Origin of the sequence: Streptomyces sp. NBC_00005, from assembly GCF_045160215.1 — a bacterium.
Classification (GTDB): Bacteria; Actinomycetota; Actinomycetes; order Streptomycetales; family Streptomycetaceae; genus Streptomyces.
The window spans coordinates 2,309,234-2,329,973 of record NZ_CP108316.1; the positions used below are offsets into that span (position 1 = coordinate 2,309,234).

The 20,740-nt window shown below is 71.5% G+C and carries 16 protein-coding genes; 9 read left to right on the top strand and 7 right to left on the bottom strand.

Annotated elements, in window-relative coordinates:
- Window positions 1-7 precede the first annotated feature (7 nt).
- Genes OG303_RS11065 through OG303_RS11075 form a run of 3 tightly spaced genes read right to left on the bottom strand, consistent with a single transcriptional unit; the run spans window position 8 to window position 3,328 of the window.
- Window positions 8-1,513, bottom strand: a complete 1,506-nt coding sequence (locus OG303_RS11065; protein ID WP_405867348.1) for an acyl-CoA synthetase — start codon at window positions 1,511-1,513, stop codon at window positions 8-10.
- A 10-nt stretch (window positions 1,514-1,523) separates the two neighbouring features.
- On the bottom strand, window positions 1,524-2,399 hold the full coding sequence (locus OG303_RS11070; protein WP_405877191.1) for an amidohydrolase family protein: 876 nt from the start codon (window positions 2,397-2,399) through the stop codon (window positions 1,524-1,526).
- A gap of 11 nt (window positions 2,400-2,410) precedes the next feature.
- The gene (locus tag OG303_RS11075; protein ID WP_405867350.1) at window positions 2,411-3,328 is read right to left on the bottom strand and encodes an SDR family oxidoreductase; all 918 of its coding nucleotides are present in this window, start codon (window positions 3,326-3,328) and stop codon (window positions 2,411-2,413) included.
- A gap of 247 nt (window positions 3,329-3,575) precedes the next feature.
- Between OG303_RS11075 and OG303_RS11080 the strand changes: the two genes are divergently transcribed.
- From OG303_RS11080 to OG303_RS11100, 5 genes are all read left to right on the top strand, one after another.
- Window positions 3,576-4,001 carry a MarR family winged helix-turn-helix transcriptional regulator gene (locus tag OG303_RS11080; protein ID WP_405867352.1) on the top strand — a complete coding sequence of 142 codons (426 nt, stop codon included), beginning with the start codon at window positions 3,576-3,578 and terminating at the stop codon, window positions 3,999-4,001.
- Window positions 4,002-4,108: 107 nt separating this feature from the next.
- Window positions 4,109-5,479 (top strand): alpha/beta hydrolase family protein, encoded by a 1,371-nt coding sequence (locus tag OG303_RS11085; protein ID WP_405867354.1) that lies wholly within the window; start codon window positions 4,109-4,111, stop codon window positions 5,477-5,479.
- A complete protein-coding gene (locus OG303_RS11090) occupies window positions 5,476-6,231 on the top strand; it encodes an IclR family transcriptional regulator (RefSeq protein WP_405867356.1) in 756 nt (251 codons plus the stop codon). The genes OG303_RS11085 and OG303_RS11090 overlap by 4 nt, the downstream gene beginning before the upstream one ends.
- Before the next feature lie 238 nt (window positions 6,232-6,469).
- Window positions 6,470-7,654: a sensor histidine kinase gene (locus OG303_RS11095; RefSeq protein WP_405867358.1), complete on the top strand. Its 1,185-nt coding sequence runs from the start codon at window positions 6,470-6,472 to the stop codon at window positions 7,652-7,654.
- Window positions 7,651-8,319 carry a response regulator gene (locus tag OG303_RS11100; RefSeq protein WP_405867360.1) on the top strand — a complete coding sequence of 223 codons (669 nt, stop codon included), beginning with the start codon at window positions 7,651-7,653 and terminating at the stop codon, window positions 8,317-8,319. Before OG303_RS11095 ends, OG303_RS11100 begins: the two co-directional genes overlap by 4 nt.
- 169 nt (window positions 8,320-8,488) lie before the next feature.
- On the opposite strand, the gene OG303_RS11105 is transcribed toward OG303_RS11100, so the two are convergent.
- Window positions 8,489-8,893 (bottom strand): VOC family protein, encoded by a 405-nt coding sequence (locus OG303_RS11105; RefSeq protein ID WP_405867362.1) that lies wholly within the window; start codon window positions 8,891-8,893, stop codon window positions 8,489-8,491.
- Window positions 8,894-9,103: 210 nt separating this feature from the next.
- Between OG303_RS11105 and OG303_RS11110 the strand changes: the two genes are divergently transcribed.
- The gene (locus tag OG303_RS11110; RefSeq protein WP_405867364.1) at window positions 9,104-11,203 is read left to right on the top strand and encodes an MMPL family transporter; all 2,100 of its coding nucleotides are present in this window, start codon (window positions 9,104-9,106) and stop codon (window positions 11,201-11,203) included.
- Window positions 11,204-11,313: 110 nt separating this feature from the next.
- On the opposite strand, the gene OG303_RS11115 is transcribed toward OG303_RS11110, so the two are convergent.
- Window positions 11,314-13,983, bottom strand: coding sequence for an FAD/NAD(P)-binding protein (locus tag OG303_RS11115; RefSeq protein ID WP_405867366.1), 2,670 nt, complete (start codon window positions 13,981-13,983; stop codon window positions 11,314-11,316).
- A gap of 282 nt (window positions 13,984-14,265) precedes the next feature.
- Between OG303_RS11115 and OG303_RS11120 the strand changes: the two genes are divergently transcribed.
- Both OG303_RS11120 and OG303_RS11125 read left to right on the top strand, forming a co-directional pair.
- Window positions 14,266-15,504: an Ig-like domain-containing protein gene (locus OG303_RS11120; protein ID WP_405877193.1), complete on the top strand. Its 1,239-nt coding sequence runs from the start codon at window positions 14,266-14,268 to the stop codon at window positions 15,502-15,504.
- A gap of 160 nt (window positions 15,505-15,664) precedes the next feature.
- Complete coding sequence (locus OG303_RS11125; RefSeq protein WP_405867368.1) at window positions 15,665-17,050, top strand: glycoside hydrolase family 16 protein; 1,386 nt, start codon at window positions 15,665-15,667, stop codon at window positions 17,048-17,050.
- Window positions 17,051-17,117: 67 nt separating this feature from the next.
- Here the strand turns inward: OG303_RS11125 and OG303_RS11130 are convergent, their stop codons facing one another.
- Both OG303_RS11130 and OG303_RS11135 read right to left on the bottom strand, forming a co-directional pair.
- On the bottom strand, window positions 17,118-17,537 hold the full coding sequence (locus OG303_RS11130) for a GerW family sporulation protein (RefSeq protein ID WP_405867370.1): 420 nt from the start codon (window positions 17,535-17,537) through the stop codon (window positions 17,118-17,120).
- Window positions 17,538-17,584: 47 nt separating this feature from the next.
- Window positions 17,585-18,490: an AraC family transcriptional regulator gene (locus OG303_RS11135; protein ID WP_405867372.1), complete on the bottom strand. Its 906-nt coding sequence runs from the start codon at window positions 18,488-18,490 to the stop codon at window positions 17,585-17,587.
- A gap of 146 nt (window positions 18,491-18,636) precedes the next feature.
- Between OG303_RS11135 and tkt the strand changes: the two genes are divergently transcribed.
- Window positions 18,637-20,730, top strand: coding sequence for a transketolase (gene tkt, locus OG303_RS11140; RefSeq protein ID WP_405867374.1), 2,094 nt, complete (start codon window positions 18,637-18,639; stop codon window positions 20,728-20,730).
- Window positions 20,731-20,740 lie beyond the last annotated feature (10 nt).

A 20,740-nucleotide genomic window follows, 5' to 3' on the forward strand; every position in this document is an offset into this window, starting at 1 on the left:
TAGTTAGTCAGGAGTTGGTGCCGAAGCGCTTGCGCACGCGGGACTTGAGGAGCTTCCCGGAGGCGGTGCGCGGGAGTTCGTCCGCGAGCACCACAGACTTCGGGATCTTGTACTTGGCGAGGCGGCCGGCCAGCGAGGCCAGTACCTCGTCCGGGTCCACCGAGGCGCCCTCGCGCGGGACGACGACCGCCCGCGGCACCTCGCCCCACTTGTCGTCCGGCACACCGATGACCGCGCACTCGACGATGTCCGGGTGGGAGAGCAGCAGGTCCTCGATCTCGGCGGGGTAGATGTTCTCGCCCCCGGAGATGATCATGTCCTTGATCCGGTCGACGATGTGGACGTAGCCGTCCTCGTCGACCCGGGCCGCGTCCCCGCTGCGGAACCAGCCGTTCGCGAAGGAGTCGGCCGTCTCCTCGGGCAGCCCCCAGTAGCCGGGCATGACGTGCGGCCCGCGGACCACGACCTCGCCGGTCTCGCCGACGTCAACGGGAGCGAAGTCCGGCCGTACGACGCGCACATCGCTGAAGAAGTGCGGCACGCCGGCCGAGCCCGCCTTGCTGACCGCGTGCTCCGCGTCCAGGAACAGCGTGCCGGGGGACGCCTCCGTCATGCCGTAGCCCTGGAGGAAGGTGAGCCCGCGTTCCTGGTACGCGGCGATCAGCGGTGTCGAGACCGGGGAGCCGCCGCAGGTCAGGATCCGGAGCGAGGAGAGATCCGCGGCCGGCCAGCGCGGGTGCCGGGCCACCTGCTCGAACATCGTCGGCACACCGAACATGAAGGTGATCCGGTGCCGTTCGATCAGGTCGAAGGTCGCGTCCGGGTCGAAGGCCTCGACCAGGACACAGGTGCCGCCCTTGAGCAGGACCGGGAGCGTCAGCATGTTCAGGCCGGCCGTGTGGAACAACGGCGCGGAGACCAGAGCGCGTTCGTCGGCGATCAGGTCGGTGTCGACGAGGACGTTGATCGCGTTCCAGGTCAGGTTGCCGTGGGTGAGCATCGCGCCCTTGGGGCGGCCGGTCGTCCCCGAGGTGTACATGATGATGCAGGTGTCGTCGGGGCCGACGGGCTCGTCGATCGGCTCGTCCGCGGCGGCGGCCACCGCCTCCTCGTACTCGGCGCCGACCTCGACGTACGTACGGACGTCGGTGTTGCCCGGCAGTCCGGCGACCAGCCCCGCGTGCGCGGGGCCGTAGACGAGGGCCTTGGCTCCGGAGTCGGCGAGCTGGTAGGCGATCTCGGGGCCCGCGAGGCGGGTGTTGAGGGGGACGAAGACCGCGCCGAGGGTGCCCGCCGCGAAGAGCGTCTCCAGGTAGGAGGGGTGGTTGGGGCCGAGGTAGGCGATGCGGTCGCCGCGCCGGACGCCCCTGGCGCGCAGGGCGTGGGCCAGGCGCGTGGTGCGGGTGTACAGGGTGCGGTAGTCGGTCGACTGCTCACCCTGGACCAGGGCCGTGCGGTGTGGGGTCTTGCGGGCCCGGCGTGCGGGCCACGACCCCAGTCCCTCGTTGCGCATGTCCGGCCCCTTACGGTTTCGTCAGCCCGAGCAGGCGGGCGGCGTTCTCCTTGAGGATCTTCGGCTTGACCTCGTCCTTGATCGGCAGCTTCTCGAAGTCGGCGAGCCAGCGGTCCGGGGTGAGGACGGGGAAGTCGGAGCCGAAGAGGACCTTGTCCTTGAGCAGCGTGTTGGCGTACTGCACGAGCTGCGGCGGGAAGTACTTCGGCGACCAGCCGGACAGGTCGATGTGCACGCCCGGCTTGTGTGTGGCGACCGCGAGAGCCTCGTCCTGCCAGGGGAAGGACGGGTGCGCCAGGATGATCTTGAGGTGCGGGAAGTCGGCGGCGACGTCGTCCACGTGGAGCGGGTTCGAGTACTTCAGGCGGATGCCGCCCCCGCCGGGGACTCCGGCGCCGATGCCCGTCTGGCCCGTGTGGAACAGGGCGATGGTGCCCGTCTCCTCGATCACCTCGTAGAGGTCGTAGGCCACCGAGCGGTCGTTGGGGAAGAAGCCCTGGATGCTGGGGTGGAACTTGAAGCCCTTCACCCCGTACTCCTCGACCAGGCGGCGGGCCTGCTTGACGCCCGCCTTGCCGCGGAAGGGGTCGATGGAGGCGAAGGGGATGAGGACGTCGGAGTTGGCGGCCGCGGCCTCCGCGACCTCCTCGTTCGGGACGGGCGCGGTGCCGGTCGCGGACTCGGCGTCGACCGTGAAGATCACGGCGGCCATCTTCCGCTCGCGGTAGTACGCGGCCGTCTCCTCCAGAGTCGGCTTCCGTTTGCCCTCCACCTTGAAGTAGGCGGAGGACGCGTCGTGCAGGTCGTCGTCCAGGGAGGAGTGGCCCTTGGAGGAGACCTCCGCGTGGGTGTGGACGTCGATCGCGACGAGTTCGTCGACGTTCATGGAGGGGCTCATCACGCCTCCGGGAAGTTCGGGGCCGGGATGCCGACCGTCTCGAGCTCGGCGCCGACCGAGGTGGGGAAGACGTCGGCCAGGCTCTCGGGGGTCCAGCCGCCGTCGGCGTAGGCCGCGCGGATCTCCTGCGGATGCGACCAGAGTGCCACCTTGTCGCCGCCGATGCCGATGGCCTGGCCGGTGATGCCACGGGCGGCCTCGGAGGCCAGGAACGGGACGAGGGCGGCGCAGTCCTCGGGGGTGCCGAAGCCCTCGCCCTTGCGCAGGAAGTCCGGGAACGGCACGCCATTGCGAAGGGCCTCGACATACGGGGCGAAGGCCGGGATCGTCTCGGTCATCGCGGTCGCCGCGACCGGCACGATCGCGTTGACGGTGATGTTCGCGCGGCCCAGCTCCATCGACCAGGTACGGGCGAACGCGGCGATGCCCGCCTTGGCGGCGGCGTAGTTGGTCTGCCCGAAGTTGCCTCGCTGGCCGGCCGGCGAGCCGACCAGGATCAGCGTGCCGCCCTCGCCCTGCTCGCGCATGCGGACGGCTGCGGCGCGGGCACAGGTGAAGGTGCCCTTGAGGTGGGTGGTGATCACCGCGTCGAAGTCGTCGTCGGTCATCTTCCACAGCACCTTGTCGCGCAGGATGCCGGCGTTGGTGACCAGGATGTCGAGCCGCCCGAACTCCTCGACCGCGCGGCCGACCAGCCGGTCGGCGGCCTCGCTCGTCCCGACCGGGACCACCTCGGCGACGGCGGTGCCGCCGGCCTCGGTGATGGACTTCGCGGCCGCCTCGGCCACGGCCTCGTCGACGTCGTTGACCACCACGGACGCGCCGTGGGCGGCCAGGGCGTGCGCGTAGGCGAGGCCGAGGCCCCGGCCGCTGCCGGTGACGACGGCGACCTTGCCGGTGAGATCGATGCTGGGCACGGGTGGGTCCCTTCACGAGGTGATGCGGGTGGTGCGGCCTCGAAAGGCACGGCTGCACCTTCGAGACGCCTGCTGCGGCTACGAGATCGAAGCTAAGAGCAATAATTGTTGACGTCAATAGTTGTTGTTGACCAACGGGTGCGACATGCTGGAATGACGCACCGGCCCGGGGATCGAGAACAGGGAGCCCGCCATCACACGCCAGCACGTCACGAACCCGAATCCGATCGACGCGGACGAGCCCTGGATGCGCGGGCTGCACGCGGACACCGGCTATCTGCTCTACCGCCTGGGCCTGCGCTCCGGACAGCTGTTCAACACCTTCCTGCAGGAGTCGGGGCTGCGGCTGCGCCACTACGCGGTGCTGCGCTTCCTGGCCACCTCCGAGGGCACCCTCCAGCGCGAACTGAGCGCCCGCCTCGGCTACGACCCGAGCGCGATCGTCGGCCTGGTCGACGACCTGGAGAAGCTGGGCTTCGCCGAGCGGCGCCCCTCCCCCGACGACCGCCGCAGCCGCATCGTCGTCCTCACCGAGGACGGCCGCGCCTTCCTGCGCGACACCGACGAGGCGGGCCTTCGCGTGACGAACGAGCTCCTGGAGCCGCTCGACCCGGCCGAGCGGGAGACGTTGCACGCGCTGCTGCTGCGGGTCGCGGGGGACGGACTCGGCTGACGCGAGGCGACCCCCGCCAATGTTGTGCAAGTTATTGACGACAGATAAATGACTGCCTAACTTCACGGAGGCCTCGTCCCGCACCCCCCACCGGAAGGGACCCCCCGTTGAAAACCCGCACCTGCCTCGCCGTGCTGACCCTCACCCTGAGCGCGGCCACCGCCCTGCCCGCGCAGGCGGCCACCGACACCCACCTCGAGGGCCAACTCCCCTCGGGCGCCGCGTACTTGATGGACGTTCCCGCCGGCTGGAACGGCACCGTGCTCCTCTACAGCCACGGCTACCGGCCCACCGGCGCGGCCAACCCGGCCCAGGACTCCCCCGACTCCACCACCCGCGACAAGCTGCTGGCCGAGGGGTACGCCCTCATCGGCTCCTCGTACGCGACGAACGGCTGGGCGGTGACGAATGCGGTGCCCGACCAGCTCGCCACCCTGAACCTGTTCACAGAGAAGTTCGGCACGGCCCGGCGCACGCTCGCCTGGGGCACGTCGTACGGCGGCCTCGTCACGACCACCCTCGCCGAACGGCACGCCGACCGCTTCGACGGCTCGCTGTCGATGTGCGGCCTCGTCCAGGGCGGGGTCGCCAACTGGAACAGCACGCTGGACCCGGTCTTCGCGCTCAGGACGCTGCTCGCGCCCGGCGCGGACATCCCGCTCACCGGCTTCGCCGACCAGACGGCCGCCACCACCGCGGCGAAGGCACTCGCCTCGAAGGTCTCCGCGGCCCAGCAGACCACCGAGGGCCGGGCCCGGATCGCGCTCGCCGCCGCCCTGCACAACATCCCCGGCTACAACGACCCCACGCAGACGAAGCCGGGCGCCACCGACTGGGACGGTCAGGAGGCCAACCAGTACACGGCCGTCACCGGGCTGGTGCAGCTGCCCGCGTTCAGCTGGCGGCAGGAGGCCGAGAGCCGGGCGGGCGGCAACATGTCGTGGAACACGGGCATCGACTACACCGCGATGCTGAGCCGGTCCCCGCTGTACAAAGAGGTGACCGAGCTCTACAGGGAGGCGGGACTGTCCTTGCGCACCGACCTCACGGCCCTGAACCGCGCACCGCGGATCTCGGCCGACCCCGCGGCCGTACGGTGGATGCGGCACACCAGCGTGTTCACCGGCCGGCTCACCGACCCCCAGCTCGACATCCACACCACGGGCGACGGTCTGATCCCCGTCCAGGCCGAGAGCGCCTACCGCCGGGCCGCCGACGCGGCCGGCTCGGGCGCACTGCTCAGCCAGGCGTACGTCGACGGGCCCGGGCACTGCGCCTTCACCTCGGGCGAGATGCTCGGCGCGCTGCACACCCTGGAGCACCGGCTGGACACGGGGCGCTGGGACACCTCGGCCGCCGTGCTCAACGGGCGCGCCGCGCAGGAGGACCCGACGACCGAACAGCGCTATGTGACATATCACCCGGCCACCTACCCCCGCCCCTACGACCTCGCCCACCCGGGAGACGCCCGGCCATGAACGTCCGCTCCGCGCCCGACCGGCTGCTGGCCGTGCTCGCCGCGTTCGACCACGAGCACGCGGCGCTGTCCCTGACGGACATCAGCCGTCGGGCCGGGCTGACCCTCACCACCGCGCACCGGCTCGTGGGCGCCCTCACCGACTGGGGCGCCCTGGAGCGGGACGAGTCCGGCGACTACCACGTCGGGCTCAGGCTGTGGGAGGTCGCGGCGCTCGCCCCGCGCGGACTGGCGCTGCGGCAGATCGCACTGCCGTACCTGGAGGACCTCTACGAGGCGACCCACGAGAACGTGCAGCTGGCGGTGCGGGACGACGGGGAGGTCGTCTACATCGAGTGGCTCTCCGGTCGCAGCGCCGTCGGGGTCCACATCCGCGTCGGGGCTCGCTGGCCGCTGCACGCCACCGGGGTCGGGCTCGCGCTGCTGGCGCACTGCGGTGCGGCGTTCCAGGAGCAGTACTGCGCGGGCCCGCTCGCGTCCTTCACCCCGTACACCGTCACCGAGCCGGAGCGGCTGCGCCGGGTGCTGGCCGACGTACGGCGCACGGGAGTCGCGGTGAGCAGCCGTCAGGTCACCGACGACGCCCTGTCGGTGGCCGCTCCGGTGCGCGGGCCGGGCGGGGCGGTGGTCGCCGCGGTGTCGGTGGTGGTGCCTCAAGTCGAGGCGCAGGTACCGGTGTTGGTGCCCGCGGTGCGGCTTGCGGCACTCGGCATTTCGCGGGCGCTCGGGTGGCGGCCGGCGAAGGCGCCGTAAGAGCCTCCGGGACACGATCACGATGCCGGCGACGCCGGCCTTCCTGCCGTGACCGTCGGTGGACGCGCCCCGAAGCGGCGAGGGGGACTGCGCGACCAGCCACGACGGGCCCGCAGGTTCCCAGCGGCATCGTGCGGACAGCCGGCGGAGCGCCGCGCCGGATATCCCTCTCACCGGCGAGGCACGCTTCACACCACCCTCGTGATACTGGAACGGCCCTCTCCCGTCAGGAGCCGCCATGTCCCCGCCGCCCTGGTTCACGCAGGTCGCCGCGCGCCTGCGGACGGTGAATCCGTACGTCGTCGACGCCGCCCTCGCCGCGCTCGTCCTGTTCGCGGTCTCGCTGCAGTGGATCTTCCCCGACGAAGGGGACGACCGGCTCACCTGGCAGGGCTGGCTGCTGGGAGCCGCCACGGCGGTGCCACTGGTGTGGCGACGGCGGGCGCCGTTCGCGACCGCGTGGGCGGTGTCGGCGGCCACTCCCGCGATGGCGGTCTACCACGCACCCCCGCCGGACGTGATGTACGGCGGGCTGGTCGTCCTCTACACGATGGCCGCCCGGGGCCTGCCCTGGCAGCGGCGCGTGATGCTGGTGGGCTGGGCGATCGGGGTCACCGTCACCATGCAGCACAAGGAGGACACCCGGCCCTTCGAGTACGCCTTCCACCTGCTGTGCATCGCCTGCGCCTACGCGCTCGGGTGGCTCGCCCGCATCCAGCGCGCCTACACCGCGGAGTTGGAGGACCGGGCGCGGCACCTGGAGCGGGAGCGCGCCGCCGACACCGCGCGGGCCATCGCTCAGGAACGGGCCCGGATCGCCCGGGACATGCACGACATCCTCGCCCACGCGGTGAGCCTCATGGTCGTCCAGGCGGAGGCCGGTCCCGTCGTGGTGCGCAGTGATCCGGAGCGCGCGGAGGCCTCCTTCGACGCGATCGCGACGGCCGGACGGGACGCGATGGCACAGCTGCGGCGGATCCTCGGGGTCCTCAAGGAGGAGCAGCGGGGCGGCACTTCACCGCAGCCGGGCGTGGCGGCGCTCCCTCAGCTCCTGCACCAGGTCGGCCAATCCACCGGCCTGCACGTCGAGTTGCGCAGCACGGGCGAGCCGCGCCACCTGCTCCCGGACGCCGAGGTCGCCGCCTACCGCGTGGTGCAGGAGGCCCTGACCAACACCGTGAAGCATGCGTACGCTTCCTCCGCGACCGTCGAACTCCACTGGGCGGAGGACCAATTGACCCTGGCGGTGACGGACGACGGACGGGGCCCTACGGCACCGGGCGGCGGACACGGGCTGATCGGCATCCGGGAGCGGGCCGCCGCGTGCGGGGGAAGTGCCGAGGCCGGGCGCGGGCCGGACGGCGGCTTCCGGGTCGTCGTACGACTGCCCGCGGCCACCGACCGGCAGGCGGCACTGGGGTGAGCATCCGGGTGGTCGTCGCCGACGACCAGGAACTGGTCCGCAGCGGCTTCAGCATGATCCTCGAGGCGCAGCAGGACATCGAGGTGGTCGCCGAGGCCGGCGACGGCGCCGAGGCGGTCGCGGCGGTGCAGCGGCACACGCCCGACGTCCTGCTCCTCGACATCCGCATGCCGGTCATGGACGGGCTCGAAGCGGCCCGGCGGGTGTGCGCGCAGTCCTGCTGCAAGGTCGTCATGCTGACCACGTTCGACCTGGACGAGTACGTGTACGAGGCGCTGTACGCGGGCGCCAGCGGCTTCCTGCTCAAGGACGTGCGCCGCGACGACCTCGTGCACGCCGTACGGGTGGTCGCGGCCGGCGACTCCCTGCTCGCGCCCACGGTGACCCGGCGGCTGGTCGCGGACATCGTGCGGCGCCGCCGGGAGGAGTCCACCGCCGAGGTGACCCCGCAGCGGCTGGACGCGCTGACCGCCCGCGAGGTGGAGACCCTGCGGCTGCTGGCCCGCGGCCTGTCCAACGCCGAGATCGCCACGACCCTCTTCGTGAGCGAGCACACCGTCAAGACCCATGTCAGCAATGTGCTGAGCAAGTTGGGGTTGAGGGACCGGGTCCAGGCGGTGATCTGCGCGTACGAGACGGGGCTGGTGACACCGGGCGCCCCCTGACCGTCTAGGGCCCTTCTGATGGATCTCCGTGGAAGAAGGAGCGGCGTTCGGTGCGTGCGATCGGCGTGCGGCGTGGAGGGTCATGTGGCGGAGCCACCTGGCCCTCCACGCCGCACGGTGAGCGTGCGTGCCGGGCGTCGCGACGCCGCGGAGATCCATCAGAAGGGCCCTAGCCGTCCAGTTCCTCGAAGAGGGTGAGCTGGAGTGCTCCGGGCGCCTCCAGGCGTGAGTTCAGGGAGTTCCACGGGGTGCGGGTCGGCTCGGCGAGCACCTCGGCTCCGGCGGCGGCCAGCCGTGCCGTGGCGGCTGCGGAGTCGTCGACCTGGAAGGCGACCCGGATGTGCCCGGCCACGCGGTGCCCCACCTCGACCTCGTCGATGAAGGCGGCGTGGTTCGGCTCGGTCAGCTCCAGGGTGGCCCGGCCCGCCTCGAGGATGGTGACCCGGCCGTCGGGAGAGGAGAACGCGGCACGCTCGGGCAGGCCGAGGGCGTCGCGGTAGAAGCGCAGCGCCTCGTCGTAGTCATCTGCCGTGACAACCAGGCGGAGTTCACGGACTGCGGGTTCATCGGACACTCGGCGCTCCTCGAAGATCGCGGGTAATTGGTCGGTCAACCTCCGCGGCAACCGGAACGATTCCCGCCTCCCTCACGGGAGTGAGCGGCATCGCCGTCTCCCCCATACGACGGAGCCCCCGAAACCGCTCCTCCCGGCGATCCGCCCGCACCCCCGTCGGCACCAGCCTGAGTGCATCGACCGACCGTCCTCGATTCGCCGGGAGGGACCGTGCTCTCCAGCCTCGCGCGGGCAGCGACCCGCCGCCCGCTGACCGTCATCCTTGTGTGGGTGCTCTTCCTGCTGCTCGGCTTCGGGCTGGGGACGGGCGTCTTCGGGCGGCTGTCCGACAACGTGCCCGAGGTGCCGGGCACCGAGTCGGAGCACGCCGCCCAGTACCTGGACCGCGTCGACCCGACCGGCGAGTCCGTCACCGCGGTCGTCGAGGGCGTCGCCGTCTCCGACCCCGGGCTGCGCGCCGAGGTCGAGCGAGCCGTCGCCGACGTACGGGGGATCGCCGGTGTCGCCGCCGTGCCGGACCCGTACACGACCCGCGGCCTGACCGCCGAGGACGGGCGGGCGCTGATCGTCCCCGTCACCCTCAAGGGCGGTCTCGACGACGATGCCGAGGAACGGGCCGTGGATGCGGCCGCCGACCGCATCAAGCAGATCGACGCGCCGGAAGTCCACGTCAGCGGCGGCCCGTTGCTGGGCAAGCAGCTCGGCGAGCGGGCCCAGGAGGACGTGAAGAACGCCGAGTTGATCTCGCTCCCCGTCGTACTGGCCCTGCTGCTCGTCGTGTTCGGCGGGCTGCGTGCGGCCGGGCTGCCGCTGGTGATCGCGGTGAGCGGGATCGCGGGCGCGTTCCTGGCGCTGTTCGGGTTCAGCCAGGTCACCGACATCTCGGTGTACGCGATCCAGGTCACGACCATGCTCGGGCTCGGACTCGCCGTGGACTACGCCCTGTTGATGCTGGTCCGCTTCCGTGAGGAGCGCCGACACACCGAGGACGTCGTCGAGGCGGTGCACCGGACGGTCGCCGCGGCCGGGCGGACGGTGGCGTTCTCCGGGCTCACCGTGGCCGTCAGCCTGACCGGTCTGCTCGTCTTCCCCAGCGTGTTCCTGCGCAGCATGGGCCTGGCCGTGGCCGCCGTGGTCGTCATCGACATGCTGGCCGCGCTGACCCTGCTGCCGGCGCTGCTCGCCAGGTTCGGCGCGAAGATCCCCCCGGCGAAGGCCGGGCCGGACGGCGAGGAGGGCCGCTTCTTCGCCCGCGTCGCCCGCTTCGCCGCCCGCCGTCGCTTCGCCGTCCTGGCCACGGTCGTCCCCGCCCTGCTCGTCCTGGCACTGCCCGTCACCGGCATGAAGATCGAGATCGGTGACGCGACGCAACTGCCCGCGGGCACCGAGGCACGGCAGTTGTACGACACCGTCGACGCGCACTTCCCGCCGGGCACCGGCGTCTCTCCGGTCACCGTCGTCCTGAAGCCGGGCACCGACCCGGCGACGGGCGACCGGATCCGCGCCCTGTCCCCCACCGCCCGGTCCCGTCAACTGCCGGGCGGCACCACGGTCGTACAGCTGCAACCGTCGGGCCGGGTCGACGGCAAGGAGGCCACCGACCTGGTCGAGCGGGTGCGGGACGTCCGCGGCGACGAACCCGTCCAGGTCACCGGCCCCGCCGCCCGCCTGGTCGACTTCCGCGCGATGCTCTCCGACCGGGCACCCTGGGCCGCCGTGACCGTGCTGGCCGGGATCTTCGTCCTGCTGTTCGCCTTCACGGGCTCGGTGCTGATCCCGCTGCGCACGATCCTGACCACGCTGCTCAGCCTGGGCGCCGCCCTGGGCGTGGTGGTCCGGGTCTTCCAGGACGGTCACCTCGCGGGAGCACTGGGCGCCGAGGGCCTGGGCGCCCTGAGCCTGACCGCGCCGCCGCTGATCGTCGCGATCGCCTTCGGACTGGCCATGGACTACGAGCTGTTCATCCTGGCGCGGATGCGGGAGGCCCGGCGCGTGACGGGCGACGACCAGGAAGCCGTGGTGATGGGTCTGCGCCGCTCCGGCCGTGTGGTCACCTGCGCCGCTCTCCTCCTCGCCGTCGTCTTCGGCGCCTTCATGACGGGCGGCTTCTCCCCCATCCTGCAGATCGGCCTCGGCCTCACCCTCGCGGTGCTGATCGACGCGACGATCGTACGGATGCTGCTGGTCCCGGCGACGATGTCGCTGCTGGGCCGACGGGCGTGGTGGGCGCCGAAGCCGCTGCGGCGCGTGCACGACCGGTTCGGGGTGAGCGAAGAACCGCTAGAACAGGCGGAGTTGGCGAACCGCTGAGCAGGAACAGAGAACGGATACGGGACCGGCCGCGGTCGCCGATCACCTGTCCCGCCCCGCCGGCACGGCCCGCCCCCGCACCGCGGTGGGGACGGGCCGCGACGCGTGCCCTACGCGACCAGCCCCGCCCGCATCCGGCGGTCCCGCGGTGCCTCCTTGCGGTCCAGCCGGGCGTCCAGCAGCCGCCGGGCCGCGTCGCACCGGCCCGCCGACACCAGGGCGTAGAGCAACGTCTCCTCGACGACCTCCCGTTGGGCCGCGCTGCCGCCGACCCGGCGCAGTACCGGCAGCAGGGCGTCGAGGCCGCGGGCCGCCTCGTGGAAGCGTTCCTCGACGAGCGCGGCGAACGCCTCGCACAGCGGGACGATGACCTCTCGCTGCACCTCGTCGGCGCCCAGGGCGTGGTCGCGCAGCCGGTGCAGGGCGGGCAGGTCTCCCGCGGCGGCGAGGGCGACGGCGACATGCAGGGCGGTGAAGGCGGTCGCCGGACGCTCCAGGACATCCCGTGCGACCGTGTCCAGGACGTCCGAGGCGGGCAGTTCGCCCCGCCAGCTGTCGCTCAGCCGGGCCCGCCACAGCAGCGACCCCGAGTCGACCAGCGCGCGCACACCGGTCACCACCCGCCCCGGCGCGAGCTGCGCGAACCACCGCCTGCGCACCGCGGCCGGGTCGTCCAGGGCGAGTTCGTGCAGGGCGATGTGCCAGGAGAAGTGGGCCCGGTGCACGGCGCCCCGGCCCTGCCCGGACACCCAGCCGTCCAGCCAGTCGCGGCCCGCCTCGTGCGCCCCGGACTCGTAGTGGACGTGGGCGAGCGCGTGCACGGCGTGCCCGGAGGCCGGCTCCGACGCCAGTGCGCGGTGGGCGAGTTCGCCGGCCTCGTGCAGCCGCCCCTGTTCCTGCCGGAGGAAGGCGAGCAGCGAGGTGTGGAACCAGTGGCCGTCGTGGGCGGGGGACGTCCGCTCGACCAGCCGCAGCGCGTGGTCGCCGTCGAGGTCCGTGACACCGGAGAAGGCGATGGTGGGCACGGCGGCGGCGAGCGCGAGCGCGTCTGCGGGGTACGCGTCGAGGTGTCGTACGAGAGCGGTGTCCCCTTCGTCGCCGTGGACCCGGCGCGTGACCACGTCCACGAAGGAGCGCTCGCGGTCGTCGGCCCGTTCGCGGGCGCACCGCCCGGCCTCGGCGAGAGCCCTGGGTACGTCGACGGCGGCGCCGCACTCGTGGCCGAGCAGGGCGAGGGCCGCATGGCCGAGGGCGAACCCCGGGTCGAGGGCGACCGTCCGGGCGAAGGCGTCCTCCGCTCCGGCACGGACCTTGAGGACCCGTTCGAGGCCACCGCGGTAGGCGGCCGCCGCCTCGGCGTGGGTGGTCAGGGCCAGGCCGTGTCCGTCGACGGGACGGCGGGAGGGGCGGGGCGTGCGCGTCAGCGGGGTGAGCAACTCCCTTGCCAGAGCTGCGGCTTGGACCCGGATCTCGGGGATCGCGGTCGTCTCCCACAGCTCGCCGCGGCGCGGGGCGCCGAGCGTGAACAGCGGGCGGTCGGCGCGCCCTTCGGCATCCAGCAGCCGCCCCTCGCGGGTGGCCACGCCCATACCGAGCGGGCCGGGCACGACGGCACCGGACGCGAACAGGGAGCGCCACAGGGGATCGTCGAGGTGGCGCCCCGGTCCGGTGCAGTCGATGACCCAACCGACGTGCAGAGTACGGCCGTTGGAGAGGGTGACGAGGAGCGGGCCGTCCTGCTCGACCACGTCCGTCACCGTGCCCGTGTGGACGCCGAGCCGTCGTGCCGTTCGGGCCCGGGAGACCGACTCGGCGGTGGCGGGCGCCATGCGGTGGCGGTGGGTGTTCCACAGGGCGCCCTCGCGGGCGAGGAACTCGGCGCGGTCCTCGGGAGTGAGGCTGTGCCACAGCCGTGCGGTGTGCGGGCGCAGACTGTCGAGGGCGGGGCGCCAGTCGCCGTGGGTGCGTACGGAGCGGCTGATGTGGCGGTAGACGGCGCGGCGGAGGCGGCCGAGTGAGGTGTCGTCCAGGTCCGTGGGCGAGGCCATCGGGCCGGCGGGCGTGAGCGCGTGCGGCTGGGGCAGCAGACCGCTGCGGGAGAGGGCGTGCACCGTGCGGCCGGGGCGGTCGAGGGTGAGCGCGAGGTCCACGGCCGTCAGACCCGTGCCGACGAGGAGGACGTCGGCGGTGTCGGAACACGGGCCGTCCAGGGCGCCCGTGCGCCAGGGCTCGGCGACGAAGCGGTCCGAGGCGCGCAGGGCGGGCGGGGCCCAGCCGGCGGACGGGGCTGCCGGACCGGTGGCCAGGACCACGCTGTCGGCGGTCAGGTGTCCCCCGTCGGCGAGGTGGAGCTCCACCCGGCCGTCGGGGGTGTCGGTACAGGTCTCGGCACGGTTGCGCAGCCGTCGTACGGAGACCGTCCCCTGAGCCCGGACGATGGCCTGCGCGAGGGTGTCGGCGAGGTAGGCGCCGAAGCGGTAGCGGGTGGCGAAGTCGGCGCCGGTGACGGCCGGTTCGCCGTGCCGGCACAGCCAGCGGGTGAAGTGGCCCGGGTCGTCGGGGTAGCAACTCATGCCGCCCGCGGGCACATTGAGCCGATGGCGCGGGTCGCGCGTGGCGTACGCCGTGCCCCGTCCCGCCTCCGGGGCCGGATCGAGCAGGACCAGGTCGAGCGGTGTCCGGCGGCGCGTCGCCGTCTCGCAGAGCTGGACGGCGGTCAGTGTGCCCGCCGCGCCCGCTCCGACGACGGCCACGGTGTGCGGCTCGCGGACTTCGGTCACGTATACCTCCGGCGATGGTCGGTCGTTCTGTTTCCGAACTATTCCGACCGGGAAGGTGGGGAAGCCATGCCGTGACGGGGATCTCACCGGATACTCAGGGCCCCGGTCGGGCCGTTCATACTCTGTTCACAAACCCCGTGGGCCCGACAACCGTGGTTTCAGACCTTCTCAACGGGAGTCCTCACAGGAATCTCAGGAAGCGGCCCAGGGATTCAAAGGGGCAGCAAATCTACGCGGCGCAGGATGCACCCGGAAAAGGTGGACATCCCAGAAAGGCCTGCCGTGGGCGTCTCGCACATATCGAACCGGTCCGAGCAGCAGTCGCAGAGGTGGTCCCGGCGTGGGCTGCTCGCCGTGCTCGGCGCCGCACCGGCCGCCGCCGTACTGACCGGGTGCAGCGGCTCGGCCGACGCCTCGGAGGGGACGGCGAAGGCCGCCGCGTCCGCGAAGGCCGCGGCGAAGAAGCCCACCGTCTCGGTCACCCCCGCCGACGGCACCAAGAAGGCCGGCTTCGCCGACCCCGTCGAGGTCACCGTGGCCGACGGCACGCTCGCGTCGGTGAAGGTCACCGGCAACGACGGCTCCACGCTGGCCGGTTCGTTCAACGACGCCAAGACCAAGTGGACCTCGGCGAAGAACCCCTACTCGGGGACGAAGTACACCGTCACGGCCACCCCGGAGGGCTCGTCGGCGCAGACCGCGACCTTCACCACCAAGTCGCCCGGCGAGACCTTCGTCGGCTACTTCACGCCCGAGGCGAACTCCACCTCCGGCGTCGGCATGCCCGTGTCGATCAACTTCACGCACGCCGTGTCGGACCGGGCCGCCGTCCAGAAGGCGATCACCGTCACCGCCGAGCCCGCGGTCGAGGTGGTCGGCCACTGGTTCAGCGACACCCGGCTCGACTTCCGCCCGGAGACCTACTGGGCGGCCGGCACGAAGATCACCCTCAGTCTGCGTCTCAAGGACATCGAGGGCTCCGACGGCATCTACGGCACGCAGCAGAAGGACGTCACCTTCCACATCGGCCGCGAGCAGATCAGCACGGTCGACCTCTCCAGCAAGGAGATGGTGGTCAAGCGGGGCGGCGAGACGATCGCCACCTACCCCGTCTCCGGCGGCGACTCCAGCCACACCACCTGGTCCGGGATCATGGTGATCAGCGAGCGCTTCAAGCAGACCCGCATGGAGTCCTCCACGGTCGGACTCGGCGACGAGTACGACATCTCCGACGTCCCGCACGCCCAGCGCCTGACCACGTCCGGCACCTTCGTGCACGGCAACTACTGGGCGTCGACCTCGGTGTTCGGCAACCAGAACACCAGCCACGGCTGCGTCGGCCTGCACGACGCCAAGGGCGCGAACGACAGCTCGGTGGCGGGCTACAAGTTCTACAACAGCTCGATGCTCGGCGACGTCGTCATCGTCCGGAACTCGGGCGACAAGACCGTCGACCCGGCCAACGGCCTCAACGGCTGGAACCTGTCGTGGTCGCAGTGGAAGGCGGGGAGTGCGCTTTAGCACTTTTGAGCCCTTCACAGCCTGAACTTCCCCGCCCCGAAAGGACTTTCCTTGCTTTAACTCTTGACGACCCCGGTGACGGAGAGCACATTGGGCCCACTTTGAGAGCGCTCTCAAGGGCACCCCGCAGCCCATCACTCCGTACCCGAGAGGCACCCCCATGAGTGCAACCTCCGGCATACCCAGACGGCGACGCGCGCTCATCGCCGTACTCAGCACGCTCGGCCTGGCCGCCGCGGTCGCCATGGCGGCCACCCAGTCCGCCAACGCCTCGGCGCCCACGCCTCCGACGGGCTGGTCGCAGGTGTTCCTGGACGACTTCAACGGCTCGGCCGGGACCGGTGCCAACACCTCCAACTGGCAGTACGACACCGGGACTTCGTATCCGGGCGGCCCCGCCAACTGGGGCACCGGCGAGGTCGAGACGATGACAAACAGCACCAGCAACGTCGCGCTCGACGGCAGCGGCAACCTGAAGATCACTCCGATCCGCGACTCGGCCGGCAACTGGACCTCGGGCCGCATCGAGACCACCCGCACCGACTTCCAGCCCCCGGCGGGGGGCAAGTTGCGCGTCGAGGCCCGCATCCAGATGCCCAACGTCACCGGAGACGCGGCCGCAGGCTACTGGCCCGCCTTCTGGATGCTGGGCGCCCCCTACCGCGGCAACTACCAGAACTGGCCGAGCGTCGGCGAGCTGGACGTCATGGAGAACGTCAACGGCATCAACAAGGTCTGGGCGACCATGCACTGCGGCACCAGCTCGGGCGGCCCCTGCAACGAGACGACGGGCCTGGGCAATTCGACGGCGTGCCCCGGCACGACCTGCCAGTCGGGCTTCCACACGTACACCATGGAGTGGGACCGCTCTGTCAGCCCCGAGGCGATCCGCTTCTACGTCGACGGCGTCAACTACCAGACTGTGACGTCCAGTCAGGTGGACGCGACGACCTGGGCCAACGCCACCAACCACGGATTCTTCGTCATCCTGAACGTGGCGATGGGCGGCGCTTTCCCGGCCGCGTTCGGCGGCGGCCCGACCAGCGCCACGGAGTCCGGCCACCCGATGGTCGTCGACTACGTCCAGGTGCTCTCCGCGACCGGGAGCGGTTCAACGACCCCACCGACCGGCAACCGTGACGCCTACAGCGCCATCCAGGCGGAGTCGTACGACAGCCAGTCCGGCATCAGCACGGAGACCACCTCCGACACCGGCGGCGGCCAGGACATCGGCTACCTCGCCAACGGCGACTGGGCCCTCTACAAGGGCGTCAACTTCGGCTCCACCGCGGCCACACAGTTCAACGCACGCGTGGCCAGCGGCGCCGCCTCCGGCGTGAGCGGCCTGGTCCAGGTACGTCTGGACAGCGCCACCAGCACCCCCATCGGAAGCTTCTCCCTCGCCAACACGGGCGGCTGGCAGACCTGGAAGACGGTCCCGGCCAACATCAGCTCGGTGACCGGCACACACGACGTGTATCTCACCTTCAGCAGCGGCCAGTCGGCGGACTTCGTGAACGTGAACTGGTTCGCCTTCGGGCACTGACCCGGTGCCCGACGATGCCCCCGCGAGATCCGCCTCGCGGGGGCATCGTGCGCGGCGTCGCGGGGCGTCATGCCCGGCGGCGCAACTCCCGGACGATCTTGGGGAGCGAGCTGCCGGCGATGAGGACGACAACAGGGACGATCACATCGGTCCACGGATCCCGGATCGCTCTGTACGTCGCCCTGCTGTCCCGGATCTCGATGTAACCGAGCGGCTTGGCCTCGGCCTCCCCTCCGCCCGCCCCGCCCTCGCCGCGCGCCCCGCGGCCGAAGCGCCCGACTCCGGCGCCGATGCCGACCGCGACCTTGGCGACGGGAATCACGGTGACGCCGCCGACGGTGACGGGCTCCCCGTAGACGGCCGTCACGGAGGCACGGCCGCCGAGCTTCTCGGCGAGACGGTCGAGGAGGGTGACGGAGGCGTGGGCGGCCGTCAGCTGCGCATCGGTCGCGGACGCGGGCGCGGATTCGTGCTCGGGGACGGTCATGGAAGTCTCCCAGGTGCGCCCGCGCCGCGTGTCAAGAGCGGCCGCCCCTACCGCAGTTCCGCCCGGAACGCCGCCGGCGTCACCTCCGTGTGCTGCTGGAAGAACTTGGAGAAGTTCGCGGCGTCCGGGAAGCCGACCGCCGCGCCGACCCGGCCGATCGGCATGTCCGTGTGGGCCAGCAGGCGCTTGGCCTCCAGGACGACCCGCTTGTCGATGAAGCCCTTGGGGGTCTCACCGGTCGCGGCGCGGACCGCGCGGACCAGGGTGCGGCGGGAGTAGCCGAGCGCATCGGCGTAAGCGCTGACGCTGTGGTTAATGGCGAAGTCCTTCTCCACGGCGTCCCGGAAGAGGGTGAACGTCGTGTCCGACCGGCTGCGCGCGGCCTCCGCCGAACTGGCCGCCAAGTGCGCCAGCCGCAGCAGGAACGCCGTCAGGGAGTGCCGCAGCACCGCCGTGTGCAGGCTCAACGGCAGCGTCGCCGTGTCCTCGTACTCGCGTTGCAGCTGGGCGAGGGCGGACCGGAGGCCGGTCAGCTGTCGCCCGTCGGGGCGGAGCAGGGGCGGCAGGTCGTAGCGGTAGAGGCCGGTCGCCTCCACCGTGGCGCGGGGCAGGAAGCCGGGCTGCATGGTCAGGACGGTTCCGCGGTACTCGCTCGTGCGCGAGAAGCGGTGGACCTGGCCCGGGCGGATCCACAGCACATCGCCGGCCGACGCCTCGTACTCGGCGAAGTCGATCATGTGGCGGACGGGGCCGTCGTCGAAGAGCATCACGACGTGGAAGTCGATGCGGTGCACACGCTCCAGCGGCGCTTCGGCGTGCCAGGTGCGGCCGGTCCCCATCGGGCCGACCTGCATGCCGACTCCGCCCACACTCAGCTCGACCGGGAAAGGGAACGTTCGGATGCCGTCCATCCCGCCGTCACCGTCTCCACCTTGGATGGTTCTGCCCGCCATGTCCTACTCGTGCCGCCTAGGTCGCGCCGCCGGTGTCCCACTTTCACCACAGGCTGACACACGGCGACCTTCCCCCGTAAAAGTCAGACTTTTAAGTTTGAACGCATCAGAGCAGTTACGCAGAGTCGATCGAGGACTTCTTGAAGATGAGTACGCAGACACCGGACAGCTTCGAATGGACCGACCTCGACCGGCGTGCGGTGGATACGGCCCGGCTGCTCGCGGCCGATGCCGTGCAGAAGGTCGGCAACGGTCACCCGGGCACCGCGATGAGTCTCGCCCCGGCCGCGTACACGATCTTTCAGAAGGTGATGAGTCACGATCCCGCCGACCCCGAGTGGACCGGCCGGGATCGTTTCGTTCTGTCCCCCGGCCACACCTCGCTGACCCTCTACACCCAGCTCTTCCTCGCGGGCTATGAGGTCGAGCTCGACGATCTGAAGGCCTTCCGGACGCACGGCTCCAAGACGCCCGGCCACCCCGAGTACGGGCACACCGCCGGCGTCGAGACCACCACCGGGCCGCTCGGCCAGGGCGCTGCCAACGCCGTCGGCATGGCGATGGCCGCCCGCTACGAGCGCGGCCTCTTCGACCCCGAGGCCCCCGAGGGCACCTCCCCCTTCGACCACACCATCTGGGCGATCGTCTCCGACGGCGACCTGGAGGAGGGCGTCTCCGCCGAGGCCTCCTCCCTTGCCGGCCACCAGAAGCTCGGCAACCTGGTCTTCCTCTACGACGACAACCACATCTCCATCGAGGGCGACACCGCGACCGCGTTCTCCGAGGACGTGCTGAAGCGGTACGAGGCCTACGGCTGGCACGTCCAGCGCGTCGAGCCCTCGCTCGGCGGCGACATCGACGCTCCGGCGCTGTACGCGGCACTCAAGGCCGCGCAGGCCGAGACCGAGCGGCCGTCCATCATCGCCATGCGCACGATCATCGCCTGGCCCGCCCCGAACGCGCAGAACACCGAGGCCTCCCACGGCTCCGCGCTCGGCGCCGACGAGATCGCCGCCACCAAGCGCCTCCTCGGCTTCGACCCCGAGCAGTCCTTCCAGGTCGACGCCGACGTCCTCGCCCATGCCCGCGAGGCCCTCGACCGCGGTGCCGAGGCGCACGCAGCCTGGGACAAGCAGATCGACAAGTGGCGCGGTGCCAACCCCGAGCGCGCCGAGCTGTTCGACCGGATCGTGGCCGGTCAGCTGCCCGAGGGCTGGCAGGACGCCCTGCCCGTCTTCGACGAGGGCAAGGCGGTCGCCACCCGCGCCGCCTCCGGCAAGGTGCTGCAGGCGCTGGGCGCGGTCCTGCCCGAGCTGTGGGGCGGCTCCGCCGACCTGGCCGGCTCGAACAACACCACCATCGACAAGACGTCGTCCTTCCTCCCGAAGGGCAACCCGCTGCCCGAGGCCGACCCGTACGGCCGAACCGTCCACTTCGGCATCCGCGAGTTCTCGATGGCCGCCGAGATGAACGGCATCGCGCTGCACGGCAACACCCGCATCTACGGCGGCACCTTCCTGGTGTTCTCCGACTACATGCGCAACGCCGTACGGATGTCCGCTCTCATGCAGCTCCCGGTGACGTACGTCTGGACCCACGACTCCATCGGCCTCGGCGAGGACGGGCCGACCCACCAGCCGGTCGAGCACCTGGCCTCCCTGCGCGCCATCCCGGGCCTGAACATCGTCCGCCCCGCCGACGCCAACGAGACCTCGATCGCCTGGGCCGAGATCCTCAAGCGCCACGCCACCAACCCGGCCCCGCACGGCCTCGCGCTCACCCGCCAGGGCGTGCCGACCTACGCCCCCAACCCGGATGCGGCGAAGGGCGGTTACGTCCTCAAGGAGTCCTCGAAGCAGACCCCGGACGTCGTCCTGATCGCCACCGGTTCCGAGGTCCAGCTCGCCGTCGCCGCGCGCGAGCAGCTGGAGGCCGAGGGGATCGGCACGCGCGTGGTGTCGATGCCGTCCGTGGAGTGGTTCGAGGAGCAGCCGCGCGAGTACCGCGAGCAGGTCCTTCCGCCGTCCGTGCGGGCCCGCGTCGCAATCGAGGCCGGGATCGGTCTGACGTGGTACCGGTTCATTGGTGACGCAGGACGCATCGTCTCCCTCGAACACTTCGGCGCCTCCGCCGACGCCAAGACCCTGTTCGCCGAGTTCGGCTTCACCCCCGAGAACGTCGCCGCCGCAGCCAGGGCTGCATTTAATTCAACTACGGGCCTGGCCGCCGCGCGCGGTTGATCCGATCGCC

Coding starts and splice junctions, on each gene's coding strand:
- OG303_RS11065 (WP_405867348.1), bottom strand. CDS start 1,513: ATGCGCAACGAGGGACTGGGGTCGTGGCCCGCACGCCGGGCCCGCAAG.
- OG303_RS11070 (WP_405877191.1), bottom strand. CDS start 2,399: ATGAACGTCGACGAACTCGTCGCGATCGACGTCCACACCCACGCGGAG.
- OG303_RS11080 (WP_405867352.1), top strand. CDS start 3,576: ATGCGCGGGCTGCACGCGGACACCGGCTATCTGCTCTACCGCCTGGGC.
- OG303_RS11090 (WP_405867356.1), top strand. CDS start 5,476: ATGAACGTCCGCTCCGCGCCCGACCGGCTGCTGGCCGTGCTCGCCGCG.
- OG303_RS11095 (WP_405867358.1), top strand. CDS start 6,470: ATGTCCCCGCCGCCCTGGTTCACGCAGGTCGCCGCGCGCCTGCGGACG.
- OG303_RS11125 (WP_405867368.1), top strand. CDS start 15,665: ATGAGTGCAACCTCCGGCATACCCAGACGGCGACGCGCGCTCATCGCC.
- OG303_RS11130 (WP_405867370.1), bottom strand. CDS start 17,537: ATGACCGTCCCCGAGCACGAATCCGCGCCCGCGTCCGCGACCGATGCG.
- OG303_RS11135 (WP_405867372.1), bottom strand. CDS start 18,490: ATGGCGGGCAGAACCATCCAAGGTGGAGACGGTGACGGCGGGATGGAC.
- tkt (WP_405867374.1), top strand. CDS start 18,637: ATGAGTACGCAGACACCGGACAGCTTCGAATGGACCGACCTCGACCGG.